The following is a 16,097-nucleotide window of genomic DNA, read 5'->3' on the forward strand; positions in this document are numbered from 1 at the left end:
TTTGAAAAGCGCCCGAAGCAACCCTATCTGCGATCCAAGAGGTTGTAATCTAACACCTTATCCTGCCCCGCTCCCCAACATTGGAAATGTCAGAAGATGATGAAATATTTCTTAAACTCACAAAAAATTACGTCAGATCAAGTTTACAGACCGTGGATTGGGTTCCGACACTTCTCACATTCGAAGCTACTGGATCAGATATCATTCTTCTGATTTGTAGCTGTAGCGGTAATTGTAGTGGTAGTGATAATGTCCGCTATACCCATCAGATGCGCCGGCCTTGAAGCTGTTAAGCACGGCGCCCTTGATCTGGGCTCCTGCGGCGTCAAAGGCGGCTTGCACTGCTCTCAGCTCGCCCGCCATCGTCTCCATATGGCGCGCGATCACGATTGTCGCTCCGACAGAGCGACCGATAATCACAGGATCGGTGACGGCAAGCACAGGCGGGCTGTCGATAACGATCAGGTCGAATTCTTTGTCGAGGCGTTGCAGCATGTCGCTGAATTCGGCGCGCATCAACAATTCCGACGGGTTGGGTGGATAACGGCCCGAGGTGATCACGCTCAGCCCTTCGACCGGGCCAGAGGTCATCACCTCATCAAGGCTTTTTTCATGGCCGAGATAGTCTGACAGGCCGGACGTATTCTTGGCCAGTTTGAAGAAGCGCCGCAGGTAACCACGCCGCAGATCGGCGTCGATCAAGCAGACCTTCTGCCCAGCTTGGGCGGCCACTAGGGCAAGGTTCACGGCGGTAAAGCTCTTGCCGACATTAGGCGCGGCTGACGTAATCTGGATCGAGTTGGTGTTGGCGTCGAGCAGACCGAAATGCAGCGAGGTGCGCAGGCTCCGCAAAGCTTCGGTCACGACATCCTCGGGATGGGCCATCGCGAAGATCGGCAATTCACCACGCTTTTCGCGCAGGTTTGCCGCCTCGGGGGCGAAGGGAACGGTCGCGAAGACCGGCAGGCCAAGCGCCTCGATTTCTTCGGCACCCTTGATCCCACGGCGCAGCGCCCGGCGTAGTAGAACGATCCCTGCCCCAACGATCAGGCCTAGTAAAACCGCCATTGCCACAATCCGGCTTTTGCGCGGGGCGATGGGGCTGGCTGCCGCAAAGGCCTTATCGATGATGCGCACCGATCCTACAGTGGAGGCGCGGACAACTTGCAATTCTTGCCCGCGATTGAGCAGCTGACCGTAGACCTGCTGCGCAACCTCCAGATTGCGTTGCAGGTTGAAGATATCCTTCTGGGTTTCGGGCAGGCTTTGCGTGGCTTTCTTGGCGGCGTCGAGCTGAGCTTGCAGCTCTTTACGATTTTGCAGCAGCGCCTGATAAGCTGGGTGGTTGACCGTATACTGGTTTTTCAGCTCGGCTTCCTTGAGATCAAGCGCGGACAATTCGCCTTCGATACTGGTCACACGCTCCAAAAGGGTCTTGGTCTCATAGTCGACATCAACCGATTGCTGTTTCTCGCGATAGGCATTGAGCGCTTGTTCCGCTTTCGAGACATTCGCGCGCGCCTGCGGAAGCTGCGTGTTGATAAAATCGAGGCTGCTTTCAGCCGAGGCAGCATTGCGTTCAACGTTTTGTTGCAGAAAAGCTTGGGCAATCGCGTCGAGCACAGATTCTGCGCGGGTGCGATTTGTATCAGAATAGCGGGTGCTCAGGATAGAACTGCCGCGAGGGTTCTCGCTCACCGAGAAATTGCGTTTGACCATCCCGATCGCCGCATCAAGCGGGCGTTTTCCAACCAAAAACTCACGCCCCTCGGGCGCGTCCAGTGCTGCTATTGTCAGTGCGAACGTCCCATCTTCTGCACGCAATTCTTTCCCGGTCTGCCCGTCGTAATTTGTGCCATCGGGCAGTGTAATCGTGTAGCTATCCGGGCCAGTCACTGTCAGCGGCATCGATTGCCCCAACCAGCTTTGCGGCAACTTCAACTGCCCGACAGTCAGGCTTTCATCACCCCATTGATAGGATTTGAGAAATCCAAGAGCGGGCAAATGCAGATTGACCGGCAGCAACCCGAAAAGGGGAAGACGCTTTGGTGTGGCATAGACCTGCAAGTCGAGCTTTTGCACGGCTTGCCCCAAGACCATGCGCGAGGACATGATCGCCATCTGGGTCTCAGAGGCCGATTTGCCGCTATCCGAGCCCAGCAGATCCTGCATCCCCTGCGGGAGCGCCAATGCGTTTTGCTTCTGCTCAAGCTGTAATAACCCGGTCGCTTGGTAAATTGCAGGCTGGCGCAATGCGACAAAGGCCCCGGCAATCGCCGCAATGAGCGCCGCTGCCACGATCCACGGCCACCCCGACAGCAACGCCCCTGCCAAAGCGAAAAGGTCGAGCTCATCGTCAGCGTCTTGCGGGGGCTGGGTCGGGGCCGGTGTCATTGTGGATGTCTGCTTCATAAGTGTTGCCTGTCAGCCTTGCGGCGCAAATTTGATATCGTCAATGAAAAGAAGGCGTATTTCACGCCTTCGTCGCGTTTGGAACTATCCGGCTGATCCAGCCATCTGCCGCTGCTGCAATGGTTTGATAAGCCGCGCGATGGGTCTCGATCGGTTTGCGATAAGGATCGGGAATGCCGCAGGCACCAGTCCACTGATCAAACAGCATCACCCGGCCAGATAGATGTGGCGCATGCCGGGCAATCTCGGCGCGGTGGCCGGCTTCCATCACCAAGATCAGTTCGTATCGCGCACCCATTTCGGGGGTGAACTGGCGCGCGATATGGCCTTCAAGACTCAGACCGTTCTCATTTGCAACTTGTGTCATAACCTCATCCGCAGCGGCGCCAACGACCGCCCCGATCCCTGCGGATCCGATATCAGCGTCGGGAAGTGCGCGTGCCAGCAGCCGTTCCCCAACCGGAGAACGGCAGATATTGCCGACGCAGACAACGAGGATTGAGCGGATCGCAGCCATCAATCAGTTGCCCAGATTACCGGTGGTTTTCGCGGCAGTAACCGTCGGTAGCAAGTTCGAGATCAGCCGGTTCCACTTCGCAATTGGTGCGGTGGTGACATAAACCACATCCTGCGGGTGCAGGTAAAACTCTGTGCCAACGACGTAGGCTGCGGCATTGCTGGTATCGAGCTGATAAACCGTCACGCCCATTGGCGTGTTGCGGAACACGAAGATGCCACGCGCATCGGCGCGGTCCTGCTTGAGGCCGCCCACTGAGGTTACCGCCTCGGTCAGGGTGATCTCATCTCGCGTCAAGTCGATCGGTGCGTTCTTAACCAACTCACCCAACAAGAATGCCTGCTGCGATTTGGCGCGGGGCACCGAAACCACGTCACCATTGCGCAGCACCGGATTGTTCGAGCCGATCCCTTGTCTCAAGAAAGCTTGCAGGTCGACCACGTAGCTACGGCCACCACGTCGCACGGTGACTTGACGTGCGTCTGCGGTCTCGGTCAGCCCGCCTGCCTCGTTGATCGCGTCGAGCAGCGTTAGCGAGCTGGAATTGAGCGGGATGCGCGACGGCTTGCCAACCTCACCCGTAACCGAGGCGGTTTGCGAGTTGTAGCCAACAACGCGCACCTCGACCTGTGGCGAGGGAATGAATTCCTTGAGCTTCTCAGCCAGTTCGGTGCGGATCGCCTCGGGGGTGCGTCCGCGGGCACGGATCTGCCCAACATAGGGGTAGAAGAACGTTCCGTCAGATTGCACCCGCAGCCCGGATTCCATCGGCGTCCGGTTCGCGCCCGAGGGGTTGCTGAGTTCGGGGTGATCCCAAACCACGACGTCAAGCACGTCACCGATACCGACATGGTAGTTCCAGCTGCCGCTCCCGGGTAAGGTGGTGCGCCCGCCCTTGGCGTTGGGTGGGGCCCCGAAGGCCGAGACATTGGCAGCCGTCAGACGCACGATGGCGATATTTCCCGCGACCGGATCGCTTGTCGTCGTGACATTCCTAGTATGCAGCGGGAAATTCGTCGTTGATGCGTCACAACCTGCAAGTGCTGCCAGAACGGCAAGCGCGGCAATCGTCTTCGTGATAAAATGCATAAAGTCCCCCGACTCTCGCTCCCGGTGCGTTTATCACGAATCGTGATAGCGCGTTATCCGGCATTAGGCCCTCTCAATAAGGGACCCGACATAATTTTCAATGCGGGATTTCCAACACGAATCGATCAGGCCAAAAATCCGCGCAATTCGCAACTCGGCCATTGCAAATTGCGACGATGTTCCGATCCGTCGTGTTTCTGTTACCGGGAGTTTACGTAGCGTGCATCGCGTGATCAACCCTAGAGGGAAATCCGCCGATGATTGTGGGCCGTTTCCTGTTTTTCGTTGCGCGAGCCACTTAAACAAATGCATACCCTCTAAGGATAACGAGTTTGCACGGCCCTCTTATTGTCAGCTGAGTAACATTGTTCGGGGCAGCGTCGGTCGATTTGAATCACGGGTGGGGTGATGACGTATATTTTGGATATCACGACTGCTTTTGCGGTTTCATTTTTGATGGCTTTGCTGATTATTGTGACGCAGCGGTTTCATGGCGTCCTGACGCTAGATGGCGATCACGGTGTTCAAAAAATTCACGCATCCCCGACCCCGCGCATCGGCGGCATCGCCTTGCTTGCGGGCGGAGTCGCCGCAGGATTTCTTCTTGCGCCCGAAACGCAAAAACTATGGTGGACAATCTGCCTGTGCGCGATCCCCGCTTTCGGGTCAGGCGTGATCGAGGATCTCACCAAGAAAGTCGGGGCAAAGTGGCGTTTGCTAGCGACCGTTCTGGCCGGGCTGATCTTCTGCCTCGTAACCGGGTATCGCCTCGAACGTGCTGATATTCTAGGCCTCGATTTCCTGTTAACCTATCCTGCCTTCGGCATCGCCTTGAGCGCGTTCGTGATCGGCGGCGTCGCCAATGCACTCAACATCATTGACGGTGTCAACGGGCTGGCTTCGGGAAGCGCGATCATCATCCTCTCAGGGTTTGCGGTTCTAGCAGGCCAAGCCGGCGATGGAGAAATGCTGTCGATTTGCCTCGTTATGATCGGCGCGATCGCGGGCTTCTTCGTGTTGAACTTCCCTGCTGGACGGATCTTTTTTGGCGATGCCGGGGCGTATGCAACGGGATTTGTGCTGGCGGTGATCGGAATCATTCTACCGCTACGCAACCCGGAATTCTCACCTTTGATTGCGCTGCTAGCCCTCTCCTATCCGATCATCGAGACATTGGTTTCGATCTATCGGCGAACACGGCGCGAGGGCACCAACCCTGGTGAAGCGGACAGGTTGCACTTGCACAGTCTGGTCTATCGCTATCGTGCGAAACGGTTAGCGGATCTACTGGGACGCCCAAATCTGCGCAATTCTCTGACATCTGTCATTCTGTGGTCGCTGACGCTGATCGCGACGACATTTATGGTTTTGGGTGCGCATTCGCCGTTCGTGCTGGTGCTTGGAGGCGCCTTCGTCTTCTGGCTCTACACGCTGCTGTATCGCCGCGTCGCCCTTCTCGGACCGCTGCGCAAATTCTGGCGGACACGGCGCCACATCCATCCAGGCGAATAAGCCATTTCCGTCTGATCGCCGCTCAACCCACCTGTTGCGGCGGTTGGTCAGTGATCTGACACGCCTCATCGCAAGCCATTAGCCATGCTATGGCTGCGAGTGGAAAAATCAGCAAAGCACTCAACATCTGGGACCTCGTCTCCTTAATCCCCCGCACTTTGTCATGCAGGGGTTACCAATTCTTTAACAAGCGTTTCGCGACGAAAATGGGATAAAAATGGGGAGAGATTATGAAGGCGCGTGTTCTATTGACTCGAATACCTCAGAGTAATCCGTGACCGCCCCGCCTGTGTGAACCCAATATTAAGACCTCTTTCCTAGATTTTTCCGTAGTGGAACCTGAGCCAGACCGGCCCGGGCATCTGTAAAAATCTGGGATGGCTTCATGATCTTGAAAGTAACCCGTTTGCGGGAACGGTTGAGCTTTGCCTGCCGCACGACCGGCATGGTAAGTTTGATGATGATGAGCGTGCTCGGACCCAGAATGGCACAGGCGCAACCCGTGAAAGTGGTGATGAATGATCGCGGCGGGTTGCTGGGCCAGCGCGCCGAAGAAATTCGGGTGTTGGCACAGACCGGACAGCGGGTGGAGCTACGTGGCCAATGCCTCTCAGCTTGCACACTGTATTTGAAACTGCCCAATGCCTGCGTAGCCCCCGATGCGGTTTTCGGGTTCCACGGACCAAGCTGGTATGGCCACCCGCTACCGGTCGATCGTTTCGAGGCATTCTCGAATCTGATGGCGCGCCACTACCGCGAACCGTTGCGCAGCTGGTTTATGAATACCGCGCGCTATCGGACCAGCAGCTATTATCAGCTCAGCGGGCACCAGTTGATCGGGATGGGCTACAGCCCCTGTTAACGTCCAGGAACACGGGCACCGAAATAACGAAAGCCCCGCGCGAGGCGGGGCTTTCGTATTGAAGTCTGTGCGAGTTAGTTGGTGTTGTTGGTCGTATTGGTGCTGTTGGTGCCATCACCGCCACCGCCGCCTGCGGCAAGCCCAACAAGTGCCAGACCGCCCAATGCTGCGCCGACACCCACACCGCCTCCACCGAGGATTCCAGCAGCAGCCGCGATCGGCACGAAACCGGTCGCCTCACCGCAGGTGATTTTGACCTGACTGTTACCCTGGTATTGCGCATCAACCAAGGGCTGTGTGCCGCAAACACCAGATTGCGCAGCCCAGCTCATCAGCTGGTCTTGTTTGAGATTGGCCGGTGCCTCAAGCCCAGATTGCTGAGCGGCGGCGGGAAGCGCGATCGCGATACCCATGGCGATGAAACTTGCGGAAAGCAGTTTGGTCATGAAAACCTCCAGTGAGAGTCGACGAGCGCGGTTAAACGCCGCAAAGGATTGGAAAACTCACCCGTAAGTTACGACGAATCGGGATGCCGGGTCAATTGCGCACTGTCAGGATTCCGAGGCTGTCAGCGATCCCACAAGCGGTGAAACCCATTGCCGTGAGGCAACAATTCGTCCAACCGGATCAGTCCAGTAGATATTGGTGTGGCTGTCGGTGAAAGTCCGGCATGTTTCCTCATAGCGGTTCAAGGGGCGGTCTGCCACCGTTTCGGGACCGCGCGTTTGCATCGTGCAGCCCATCAACTCGTAATCTGCGTGGTTCTGTGCATCGAGGAACCGGTATATGCGGCGATATTCTCCGGGTTTTCCTGACAGAGCGTCCAGCGTCGCCTGCGCGCCCGCCGCCATCAAGTCATCGCCCAAACCACGCGTTGCCACCAGCACTCCGTGATCTAGCGAGACCGAGATCCCGTCTTTCGAGGCCCAAGTCGTGACCGTGCCGTTCTGTCCGACCTTATTCAACCGAGCCTGAGCCCCGCGATCGAGAATAGTCACCTCAAGCACAGGCTGGGTGACGATCGGTGTCGCAGAGAACAGCGGCTTGCCCGAAGGGTTTGAGGCAGGCGTAGCGACGCTGTGCGGCGCAACTGTTTTGGTGCCATCGCTCTGGATCATCCCTTGCAGGGCAGCACAGCCCGACAGCGCCGCAGCCAGCGCGAATAGCATTACGGATTTCATCGCCAAAACCGCTCCCAATTGCCGTCAAGTGTGGCAGCTTGTTCGCCACGCACCATGCCGTAGAGGCGCCCGTTCACGCCAACCATCGCCCCGCCATCGCGTTGCACCGGGCGCAGCACTGTCGAGACATTGCGCTGATCCGGCTTACCGGTGATCCAACCCAACGGGATCTGAAGCGAGATCCCCTTGTCAAAGGAACCCTCACCGAATTCCGCAGCCGAAACATTGGTTTTGGTTGCGAAGACGCCAACCTTCCAACCGTTGTCGAAAGTGCGCGCGAAACTCAACGTCGCACCGGTATCGCCTGCAAGGTAGCGCCCGACATCAAGCTGGAAATAGAAGTCGGGGTTGAGCTGATAGTAGGCAGAAAGATGGCCGGTGGTGACCTCGTAATCGCGCATGTCGAAGAGCTGGTCGAACCCACGCTGGCGCACTCGATTGATCTCCACCCCGAAAGACAGCTTGCTGTCCTGCGGTGCCCAGAGCAGCTCTCCTGAGACGCCTGCATACATTGGTTCAAGATAGCCTGCCGTAACCCGGCCATAAAGGTTGCGTCCGGGGCGGAAGTAATATGCGCCAGTCAACCGCGCGAGCATCGGCTTGCCAGTCTTGTAATACAGGTCGCTATCCGAGCGCACATGCGGCAGTTTTGAATCTGAGGGGCGGTGTGCCTGATTGAGATTGCCGATCACCCGCTGATTAATCCGGGTCGAGAAAACCAAGCCGGGCGCAGGCTCGAAACTTGCGCTCAGCATGACGCCCAGATCGGCACGCAGCGGCGCATCCGGGTCGAACAGACCGGGCTGCACATAGGGGCCGATCCCGTAGTTGAAGCGTGGGAAGAAGCCTGCGCGCGATGGCAGGCGTTGGGGCGCGTCGGTGATCGTCGAGGCGGCGCGGATCTGCTCCCCCCCGACCGGGGCGAATTCATATTTTGCCAGATCGTCGCGCGGGATCGTCGTGGTCGAGATCGGCATGGCGTTGCGTGACAGGGTAATCTTGAAGGTGGTGACCTGAGGCGGCGCCTTGACGCTCATCACGCGCGCCGCGCGCCCCAGCGCCTCGGAAGATGCACCATAGCGCGTATTGCGGATTTGCACGGCCAGCACCTTGCCAGACAGATGCACCCCTTCCAGTAAGAGACCCTGATCGGCGAGCGCCGGGGTAAGCTGCGCGCTCAACAGCCCCGGTGTGCCTTCCCAGGATTTGGCGGCCCCTGCCCCGCCCAGCGGGCGCGGAACGACCGGCGGCGGTGCGCCCTCAAGCCCACTCGGATGGCGGTTGGTTTTGGGGTTGAGCGCATAGCTCACCTGCAACCCGACCTCGGAGCCATAAAGGAAGCTGCCAGTGATCGTGGTGCGCGGGTTGAGTTGATAGGCGGCGGCGAAGTTGAAAGGCGACTTGCGATCAAACGCATAGCCATCCTCGCGCGTGTAATCGTCCGAAGAATACTCCGCGATGAAGCGCCAGCGATCGTTCAGGCGATACTCAAGGCCGCCGAAGAATGCAGCTGGACCGTGGAACCATTGATTGGCTTCGAACGTGCCACCGAGACCATTGGTGCTGCGCGGCCGCGTTTTAAAGCTGTCTGAAATCTTTCCGAGCGGGTTCGAAAAGCTACCGAATGACCCAAGCCGCCCCCAGCCTATCCCAACGGTCGCGCGCAGCTTGTCATTGATGAACTTCGAACCAACGATATATTCGCCCGAGTAAATCCCTGACCCACCTAGATCGTTAATTCCGAACGCCATAGACGGACGCAAGCCGGCCTCATCGAGAAAGCGATACTGGAATGAAAAACTGCGGTCGTAGCGATCAGGATCGATCGCCGCTCCCGGAGACGGCACGATATTGTGCAGTATTGCGTAGCGGAAGGTCGCTGAAAGCCGGTCCGTAAGCTGGAACGTTGCAGCAATTCGCGTCTGGTTCTTGAAATGGAACGCATTGAAGTTCAACTCTGCATCCGGTCGACTGCCCGCAGTCGGCATGTCGATCAGACCAGGCACGCCGAAACTACTATAACCCCAAGCCGAATTTGCTTCCTGAGCTTGCGTAGCCCCTGCCAGCGACACCCCTCCTGCCGCGAGAACTGCAATGGTGCTGGATCGGTTGAAAAGCATGCGCGTCAAACTCTCGATCACGTTAAAAGACCTTGCGGCGTTTCTACAGCAATCTCCGAGTAACCCAATCCACTTTTGCGCAAAAAGGTCGTATCCGTTGCTGTCATGCCCTCGACCCCTATCATGTTGCGCTCTCTTGGATACGCGTTTCCGAAAGCCGCAACTGGTGACGGTCTAGCCAGTCCAGCAGCATCAAAATTGTCCAGAGCTTTTGGCCATTATTTGCGCGGCTCTTGAGGTGCATCTCCCACAACCTTCGGACAGGCACTGGACAAAGACCGGCAAGTTCAAACAAATCCTCGCGCTCAAACAGTTGTCCGGCCCAGGCCCGAAGCTCGGCGCGCAACCATTGATCGAGTGGAATTGAGAAGCCCTGCTTGGGCCGGTCGATCAACTCGTGGGGCACATGCCGATCAAGCAGACACCTTAGTGCGACCTTCCCCTTTCCGTCACGGATTTTCATCTCCGGCGGGAGCGCCCAAGCGGCTTCAACGATCCGCGCATCTAGAAATGGTGCGCGCGTTTCAAGAGAGGCATTCATAGCAGCTCGGTCAACCTTTACGAGAATGTCACCAGGCAGGTAGCTGACGCTGTCCCAAGCCATCATTCGCTCGGCTGGGGACAGCCGCGCCTCGAACGCTTCGGCAAGGAGTTTGTTGGCCGTATCTGCACCATTTGACATCAATACATCTTCAGGGTGGGCAAAAGTCGTCGAAAAAGTGCGATAAAAGCTTTCGAAATCCGTGGCCTCGGCCAAACCGGGTGCCAACCGAGCCAGCTTGTCAACCGTCGTAATGGGCAGCCCAAGTCGCTTCGCAACACTGCGCGCCGGGTTTGTCTCGGAGATCAGAAGCGGACCGATAGCGCTTGTTAGCCCCGCGCCGATTTTTCGACCAAGGCGCGGAATCCGCTTTGCGCGCTTCCACAAACCGGGACCGGTGACATGACGGTTGTAGCCGCCAAACACCTCATCACCCCCATCCCCAGACAGCGCGACAGTCACGGCCTGACGCGCATGGCTGCACAGTAATACGGTAGGGATCTGGGAGCTATCTGCGAACGGCTCGTCATAGATCTGCGGCAGGCTCGGAACCAGATCGAGCGCATCCTTTTGCGACAATATAAACTCGGTGTGGTCGGTCCCCAGGTGCCGTGCGACTGCTGCCGCATAAGGGGCCTCGTTGAAACGTGCCTCATCAAAACCGATCGAGAAGCTGCGCACTTGCGTGTCACTCTGAGCCTGCATCAGGCTCGTGATCAGCGAGCTATCGACACCACCCGAAAGGAAAGCGCCAAGCGGAACATCGCTAAGGCACTGCTCCTCAACCACCTCCTCAAGACTTGCGTTAAGCCCATTGAGTAGAACAGCCTCGGATTGCCCTTCAAACTGCTCTCTTCGTGCAAGCCCTGTCTCCACTAAGTCGGGGAAGCTTTCATAGGCACTTCGTGCGACATCTACGACATCCCGCCTCAAAGTAACAACGTAACCCGGCGCGACTTTTTCGATCGCGTCGTAAATACAGTGATCCTCGGGCACATAGCCGTATTCGAGATAGGCTCGTATCGCGGGACGGCTAAGGCGCGCCACCATCCCCGGCGCTTCGATCATCGCCTTCAATTCGGAGGCAAACCCCCATCCGTCTACAATCCTTGCAAAATAAAGAGGCTTTTCGCCCATCCGGTCCCGAGCAAGGGAAAGGCTGTTCGTTTCACGATCCCAGAGAGCCAGTGCGAACATGCCCTTTGCGCGCCGAAGCGTCTCGTTCAGGCCCCAGTGCCTAATCCCTGCAAGTAGCGTCTCCGTGTCTGAATGCCCGCGCCATTTCGTGCCCGAAGCGGCAGCTTCAAGCACCCGGCGCAACCGTAAATGATTATAGATTTCACCGTTGAAGACGATCACGAAACGCCCACAAACCGACTGCATCGGTTGCGCACCAGCCTCGCTAAGATCGAGAATCGAGAGGCGTCGATGACCAAGGCCGATCGCTTGCTCACCATCAAACCAATGCCCCTCCGCATCCGGCCCGCGATGCGCGATCGCATCAGTCATTACCTTTAATGATGTGAAGGCACCGGCACCAGAAGGACCGAGCAAACCTGCTATGCCGCACATGACCAATGACCTTTAATGTGGAGAGCCAGAATTAATCGCTTCATCACCCAGCCACCGTCCGCGCAACTTCATTCAGATAGGCCCCATAGCCATTTTTCTCGAACGCCTTAGCGCGCGCGCAGAGTTGATCGATAGATATCCAGCCCATCTGGAACGCAACCTCATCGGGTGAACCGACTTGAAGTCCTTGACGGGCCTGCAATGTTCGAACGAAGTTTCCTGCATCCAGTAGACTCGCGTGCGTGCCAGTATCGAGCCAGGCATAGCCGCGCCCCATACGGCTGACAGTCAGCGAGCCCTCCTCGAGGTATTGACCAAGCAGATCCGTGATCTCAAGTTCTCCACGTGCTGAGGGAATGACCGCCTGCGCACGCTCCGGAGCCTGTCCGTCGAGAAAATAGAGCCCCGTCACCGCATAATTGGAGGCAGGTGTTTCCGGTTTTTCAACGATAGAGCGCGCCCGGCCCTCTTTATCAAAATCCACAACTCCATAGCGTTCCGGATCGCTCACGCGGTAACCAAAGACCGAACCACCGCATGTCTGCGCATCGGCCTCTGCCAGCAATTCCGGAAGACCGTGTCCGAAAAATACGTTGTCCCCGAGCACCATGGCTGAAGGGGCCCCGGCAAGGAACTCTTCCGCGAGAATATAGGCCTGCGCGAGCCCCTCGGGTGACGGCTGCTTGATCCAGGTGAATTTGAGCCCCCACTGACTGCCATCACCGAGAAGTCGTTGGAATTGTTCTTGATCATCCGGCGTCGTAATCACCGCGATCTCGCGAATGCCCGCGAGCATCAACACGCTCAGCGGATAATAGATCATCGGCTTGTCATAGACGGGGAGAAGTTGTTTCGACAGCCCCATTGTCACGGGATAAAGGCGCGTGCCGGAGCCTCCAGCCAAGATGATGCCTTTACGACTTGTCATGCCAAACCTTTCGCAAATTTTCTCTCGATCGCGTTCTTTCTCATGCCTTCCCCAGCCTCTCCCCGACGCCGTGGCGCCCAAGCATAGGTCGCCACCAATCTTCGTTCTCAAGATACCAACACACCGTGCGCTCGAGACCTTCTTCAACCGTCACGCTCGGTCGCCAGCCCAATTCTTCGCGAATGCGGGTCGGATCTATCGCGTAACGTGCGTCGTGGCCGGGGCGATCTTTGACGAAGGAGATTAGGTCGGCGTAAGGTGCGGCGCCAGGTCGTAGTCGATCAAGGATATCGCAGATCGTGCGAACGAGTTCGAGGTTCGACCGCTCATTTTCACCACCGATATTGTAACTGCGCCCAATCGTCCCCTTTTCCAGAACCAGCAAGAGCGCATCGGCGTGATCTTCGACATAGAGCCAATCACGCACATTTAGCCCATCGCCGTAGACTGGTAGTGGCTTGCCTTCCAGCGCGTTGAGAATGATCACCGGAATCAGTTTTTCAGGGAAGTGATAAGGACCGTAATTGTTCGAGCAGTTGGTCAACACGATCGGCAGCCCGTATGTCTCGTGCCATGCTCGCACGAGGTGGTCGGAACCTGCTTTTGAGGCCGAATAAGGACTGTTCGGTTTGTAGGGCGTATCTTCTGTGAACTGTCCCGTTGCACCAAGCGTGCCATAGACTTCATCTGTCGAAATATGATGGAAGCGAAACGTCTCGGGTCGGCCCTGAACATTCCAATGGTCTCGAGCGGCTTCAAGCATATTGAAGGTGCCCATCACATTAGTCTCGATGAAAGTGCGAGGTCCGTCTATCGAGCGATCCACATGGCTTTCGGCCGCAAGATGCATCACCGCATCGGGTTGATAGCGCGCAAATATTTCTGCGAGAGCACTAGGATCTCGAATATCGGCCTGTTCGAAGCTGTAAAGTGGGCTATCCGCCACGGGGGCCACATTCGCAAGGCACGCAGCGTAGGTCATAGCATCAAGATTGATTACTTCATGTCCACGCGAGACGGCCAGCCGGACCACTGCCGAGCCGATGAAACCAGCGCCGCCGGTGATCAGGATTTTCATACAACACCCTCACTTTCAAAGGGGGAGTTCACAACGGAAAACTGCTTCGCCGAATAACTCTTAGAGCAAAAAATCTGATGATCAGCAAAACAAGAAGGACGCGAAATAAGCACGGCATGAAGGCTGTTTTCTTCGATATTCATTTGGTGAGACTCGCGAAATCTTCTCAGCTATCCGAATAGATGCCAATTTGGTAAGGAATATAGCATTGCGCGAAATGCCAAGAGAGTTGTGTCCAGACTAGAAATACAACGGTCAGTGCGACATAGGGCGCGCTCGACCAAAGCTTGCGTTGGCGCAGTCCTCGCAAATAAGGAATACGTGCAAATATCATCAACTGGATCGGGATGAGGTAATAACCGAAGCGATCCCCGATTACCGAAGAGACGAAGAATAATGCGATCGCCGCGACCATCAGCCCTGCTCCAATACTGACGAGCTTGTAGTCTTTGGGGTATTGCACCCGCCAGAGTGGCGCGATTTTCCAGAAGAAAACCACTCCGGTGAGCGACAAGATAAGTAGTCTAAAGGCGGAACCTGCCGCGTCGACCCCGGTATCTATGTAGCGGCTTGCTGCCTCATCAGCGGCAGAAGATTGCATCATGAAATAGAGTCCGGGAAGCGCAAGCATAATCGCGAAGATCACGTTGCGCCGTCGTAACTTCATCGGCAAAAGCGGTGCGAGCAACAGAAAGATCATCGCGCTGCGGTGAAACAGCGAGGCGAGCCCGACAAACGCCAGAAAAAGGATCAATTTGCGATCAAGGAATGCGACCAGTGCGAGGCAAATGACACCGATGGCCTCCGCCTGACGGATGCCCGACATTGGCATGTTGATCACCAGCACTGGGAAGGAGAGCACCAGCATCGCCAGCGGATTGGGCTGGCGGCGAGCGAGCATGTGCAGGCCGAAGAAGAACACGGCAGACGCAATTACAAGCAGATAAGTATAGCTCAGACCTAAGCCTTGCAGAATTGCAATCACCGTCCAATGCGCGGGTTCACTCATATCCACCGCGTCCTCGAGCGTCTGTCCGTGCATCAGGTTCCAGTTCGCCAGATAACCAGACCAGTCGCAGCCTACTTCATAACGGAATCCGGCAACAACAAAGAGAGCAATCAGCACGAACCAATAGATGCCACCGCGTCGTGCCGCTTGGCCCAGAATAAGCAAGGTTGCGTAGATGCCGTAATAGACGATCAACAGACCGTCCCCAGTTTGCCACGTTGCGCGACTTCGGTCAAAAGTGCCGCGACGCGCGGCCCCCACACCTGAAGCGAATATTGTTCTTCAACCTTTCGGCGCCCCTTAGCGCCCATACGTGCGCGCAAATCAGGATCTGCCAGAAGTGTAATCAGCGCCTCGCGCCACTCTGCTTCGCTCGTAGCAAGAAATCCGTTTACACCATGCTCGACGATTTCGGAGTTCACTCCGACCGGGGATGCAATGACCGGCAAACCGCAAGCCATGTATTGTATAAGCTTATAGCCACACTTGCCCCGCGCCCAAGGAGTATCTGTGAGTGGCATCAGGCCGATATCCATTTTTTGGATTTCAGAGACTTCCGCCCCTTCAGACCAAGCGACGTTATCAAGAATGGAATTGGGAGACGCCGCCGCGCCAGCACCAACGACACGCAAGCGCGCGCCTGTCTTCACCGCCACGCTCTGCAACATGGGCATCATCGGCTCCATATAGGCGGCCCAGGTGCTCGGCGTGCCGATCCATCCGATTTGAACGCGATCTGCAACATCAACATATTTTTCCCGCAGAGTATAAACATCAGCATCAACCACAGTGGGAATAATCTCTACTTTGGCTGCCCCGGCATCTCTCGCCCGCTGAGCAAGATACGCGTTCCCAGCAGTCACAAGTGATGATCCCGCCATAACCTTGTCAATTTTACGCCCCAAGAAACGACGAACGAGACCGAGACGATGCAGGTCATAATTGTGGAAAATCGCATCATCGTAGTCGCTGACAATAGGAACGTCGGATGGCAGAAGCACGTGCTCGATCATCCACGGAAGCCACGGAAACGCTTCTTTTTCGAGCCAAATAACGTCAGTATCACGAAACTGTCTAACCGCTTTATAACGCTGCACAAATGCGCGAGCAGGTCCGCCACCTTTGCCGACGCCCGCGTAGATATTTCTTAGATAGTCATCATCGAAAAAGGGCAAAATCGTTAGATCGACACCCACAGCACTTAAATACGGCTCATACTGCATGATCCGCAAGCGGCTAGAGGCACCAAGGCGACCGTAGCGCGAAAGCGCGAGCA

At 56.6% G+C, this 16,097-nt stretch carries 13 protein-coding genes; 2 read left to right on the top strand and 11 right to left on the bottom strand.

From position 1 onward, the window contains the following. Window positions 1–201: 201 nt before the first annotated feature. The 3 genes from ACN0SD_RS13755 to ACN0SD_RS13765 all read right to left on the bottom strand — a co-directional run bounded on the left by ACN0SD_RS13755 (window position 202) and on the right by ACN0SD_RS13765 (window position 4,018). Window positions 202–2,412, bottom strand: coding sequence for a polysaccharide biosynthesis tyrosine autokinase (locus ACN0SD_RS13755; protein WP_417808804.1), 2,211 nt, complete (start codon window positions 2,410–2,412; stop codon window positions 202–204). A gap of 61 nt (window positions 2,413–2,473) precedes the next feature. Then, the gene (locus ACN0SD_RS13760; RefSeq protein WP_417808805.1) at window positions 2,474–2,929 is read right to left on the bottom strand and encodes a low molecular weight phosphotyrosine protein phosphatase; all 456 of its coding nucleotides are present in this window, start codon (window positions 2,927–2,929) and stop codon (window positions 2,474–2,476) included. Between the two features lie 3 nt (window positions 2,930–2,932). Continuing rightward, window positions 2,933–4,018 (bottom strand): polysaccharide export protein, encoded by a 1,086-nt coding sequence (locus ACN0SD_RS13765; protein ID WP_417808806.1) that lies wholly within the window; start codon window positions 4,016–4,018, stop codon window positions 2,933–2,935. Window positions 4,019–4,426: 408 nt separating this feature from the next. Between ACN0SD_RS13765 and ACN0SD_RS13770 the strand changes: the two genes are divergently transcribed. Next, a complete protein-coding gene (locus tag ACN0SD_RS13770) occupies window positions 4,427–5,530 on the top strand; it encodes a glycosyltransferase family 4 protein (protein WP_417808807.1) in 1,104 nt (367 codons plus the stop codon). Between the two features lie 385 nt (window positions 5,531–5,915). After that, window positions 5,916–6,392 (top strand): hypothetical protein, encoded by a 477-nt coding sequence (locus tag ACN0SD_RS13775; protein ID WP_417808808.1) that lies wholly within the window; start codon window positions 5,916–5,918, stop codon window positions 6,390–6,392. A gap of 74 nt (window positions 6,393–6,466) precedes the next feature. Here ACN0SD_RS13775 and ACN0SD_RS13780 read toward each other — a convergent pair whose 3' ends face one another. The 8 genes from ACN0SD_RS13780 to ACN0SD_RS13815 all read right to left on the bottom strand — a co-directional run bounded on the left by ACN0SD_RS13780 (window position 6,467) and on the right by ACN0SD_RS13815 (window position 16,044). Beyond that, window positions 6,467–6,838, bottom strand: a complete 372-nt coding sequence (locus ACN0SD_RS13780) for a hypothetical protein (protein ID WP_417808809.1) — start codon at window positions 6,836–6,838, stop codon at window positions 6,467–6,469. Window positions 6,839–6,943: 105 nt separating this feature from the next. After that, window positions 6,944–7,573 (bottom strand): YjbF family lipoprotein, encoded by a 630-nt coding sequence (locus tag ACN0SD_RS13785; RefSeq protein WP_417808810.1) that lies wholly within the window; start codon window positions 7,571–7,573, stop codon window positions 6,944–6,946. Next, the gene (locus ACN0SD_RS13790; protein WP_417808811.1) at window positions 7,570–9,693 is read right to left on the bottom strand and encodes a YjbH domain-containing protein; all 2,124 of its coding nucleotides are present in this window, start codon (window positions 9,691–9,693) and stop codon (window positions 7,570–7,572) included. The genes ACN0SD_RS13785 and ACN0SD_RS13790 overlap by 4 nt, the downstream gene beginning before the upstream one ends. A gap of 121 nt (window positions 9,694–9,814) precedes the next feature. Then, window positions 9,815–11,806 carry an asparagine synthase (glutamine-hydrolyzing) gene (gene asnB, locus ACN0SD_RS13795; RefSeq protein WP_417808812.1) on the bottom strand — a complete coding sequence of 664 codons (1,992 nt, stop codon included), beginning with the start codon at window positions 11,804–11,806 and terminating at the stop codon, window positions 9,815–9,817. Between the two features lie 43 nt (window positions 11,807–11,849). Beyond that, on the bottom strand, window positions 11,850–12,734 hold the full coding sequence (gene rfbA, locus ACN0SD_RS13800; protein WP_417808813.1) for a glucose-1-phosphate thymidylyltransferase RfbA: 885 nt from the start codon (window positions 12,732–12,734) through the stop codon (window positions 11,850–11,852). Between the two features lie 40 nt (window positions 12,735–12,774). After that, window positions 12,775–13,812 (bottom strand): dTDP-glucose 4,6-dehydratase, encoded by a 1,038-nt coding sequence (gene rfbB / locus ACN0SD_RS13805; protein WP_417808814.1) that lies wholly within the window; start codon window positions 13,810–13,812, stop codon window positions 12,775–12,777. Window positions 13,813–13,978: 166 nt separating this feature from the next. Then, window positions 13,979–15,016 (bottom strand): EpsG family protein, encoded by a 1,038-nt coding sequence (locus ACN0SD_RS13810; protein WP_417808815.1) that lies wholly within the window; start codon window positions 15,014–15,016, stop codon window positions 13,979–13,981. Further along, window positions 15,013–16,044 (bottom strand): glycosyltransferase family 4 protein, encoded by a 1,032-nt coding sequence (locus ACN0SD_RS13815; RefSeq protein ID WP_417808816.1) that lies wholly within the window; start codon window positions 16,042–16,044, stop codon window positions 15,013–15,015. The genes ACN0SD_RS13810 and ACN0SD_RS13815 overlap by 4 nt, the downstream gene beginning before the upstream one ends. Between the last annotated feature and the right edge of the window lie 53 nt (window positions 16,045–16,097).

The organism is Thioclava sp. (genome assembly GCF_048263065.1).
Classification (GTDB): Bacteria; Pseudomonadota; Alphaproteobacteria; order Rhodobacterales; family Rhodobacteraceae; genus Thioclava.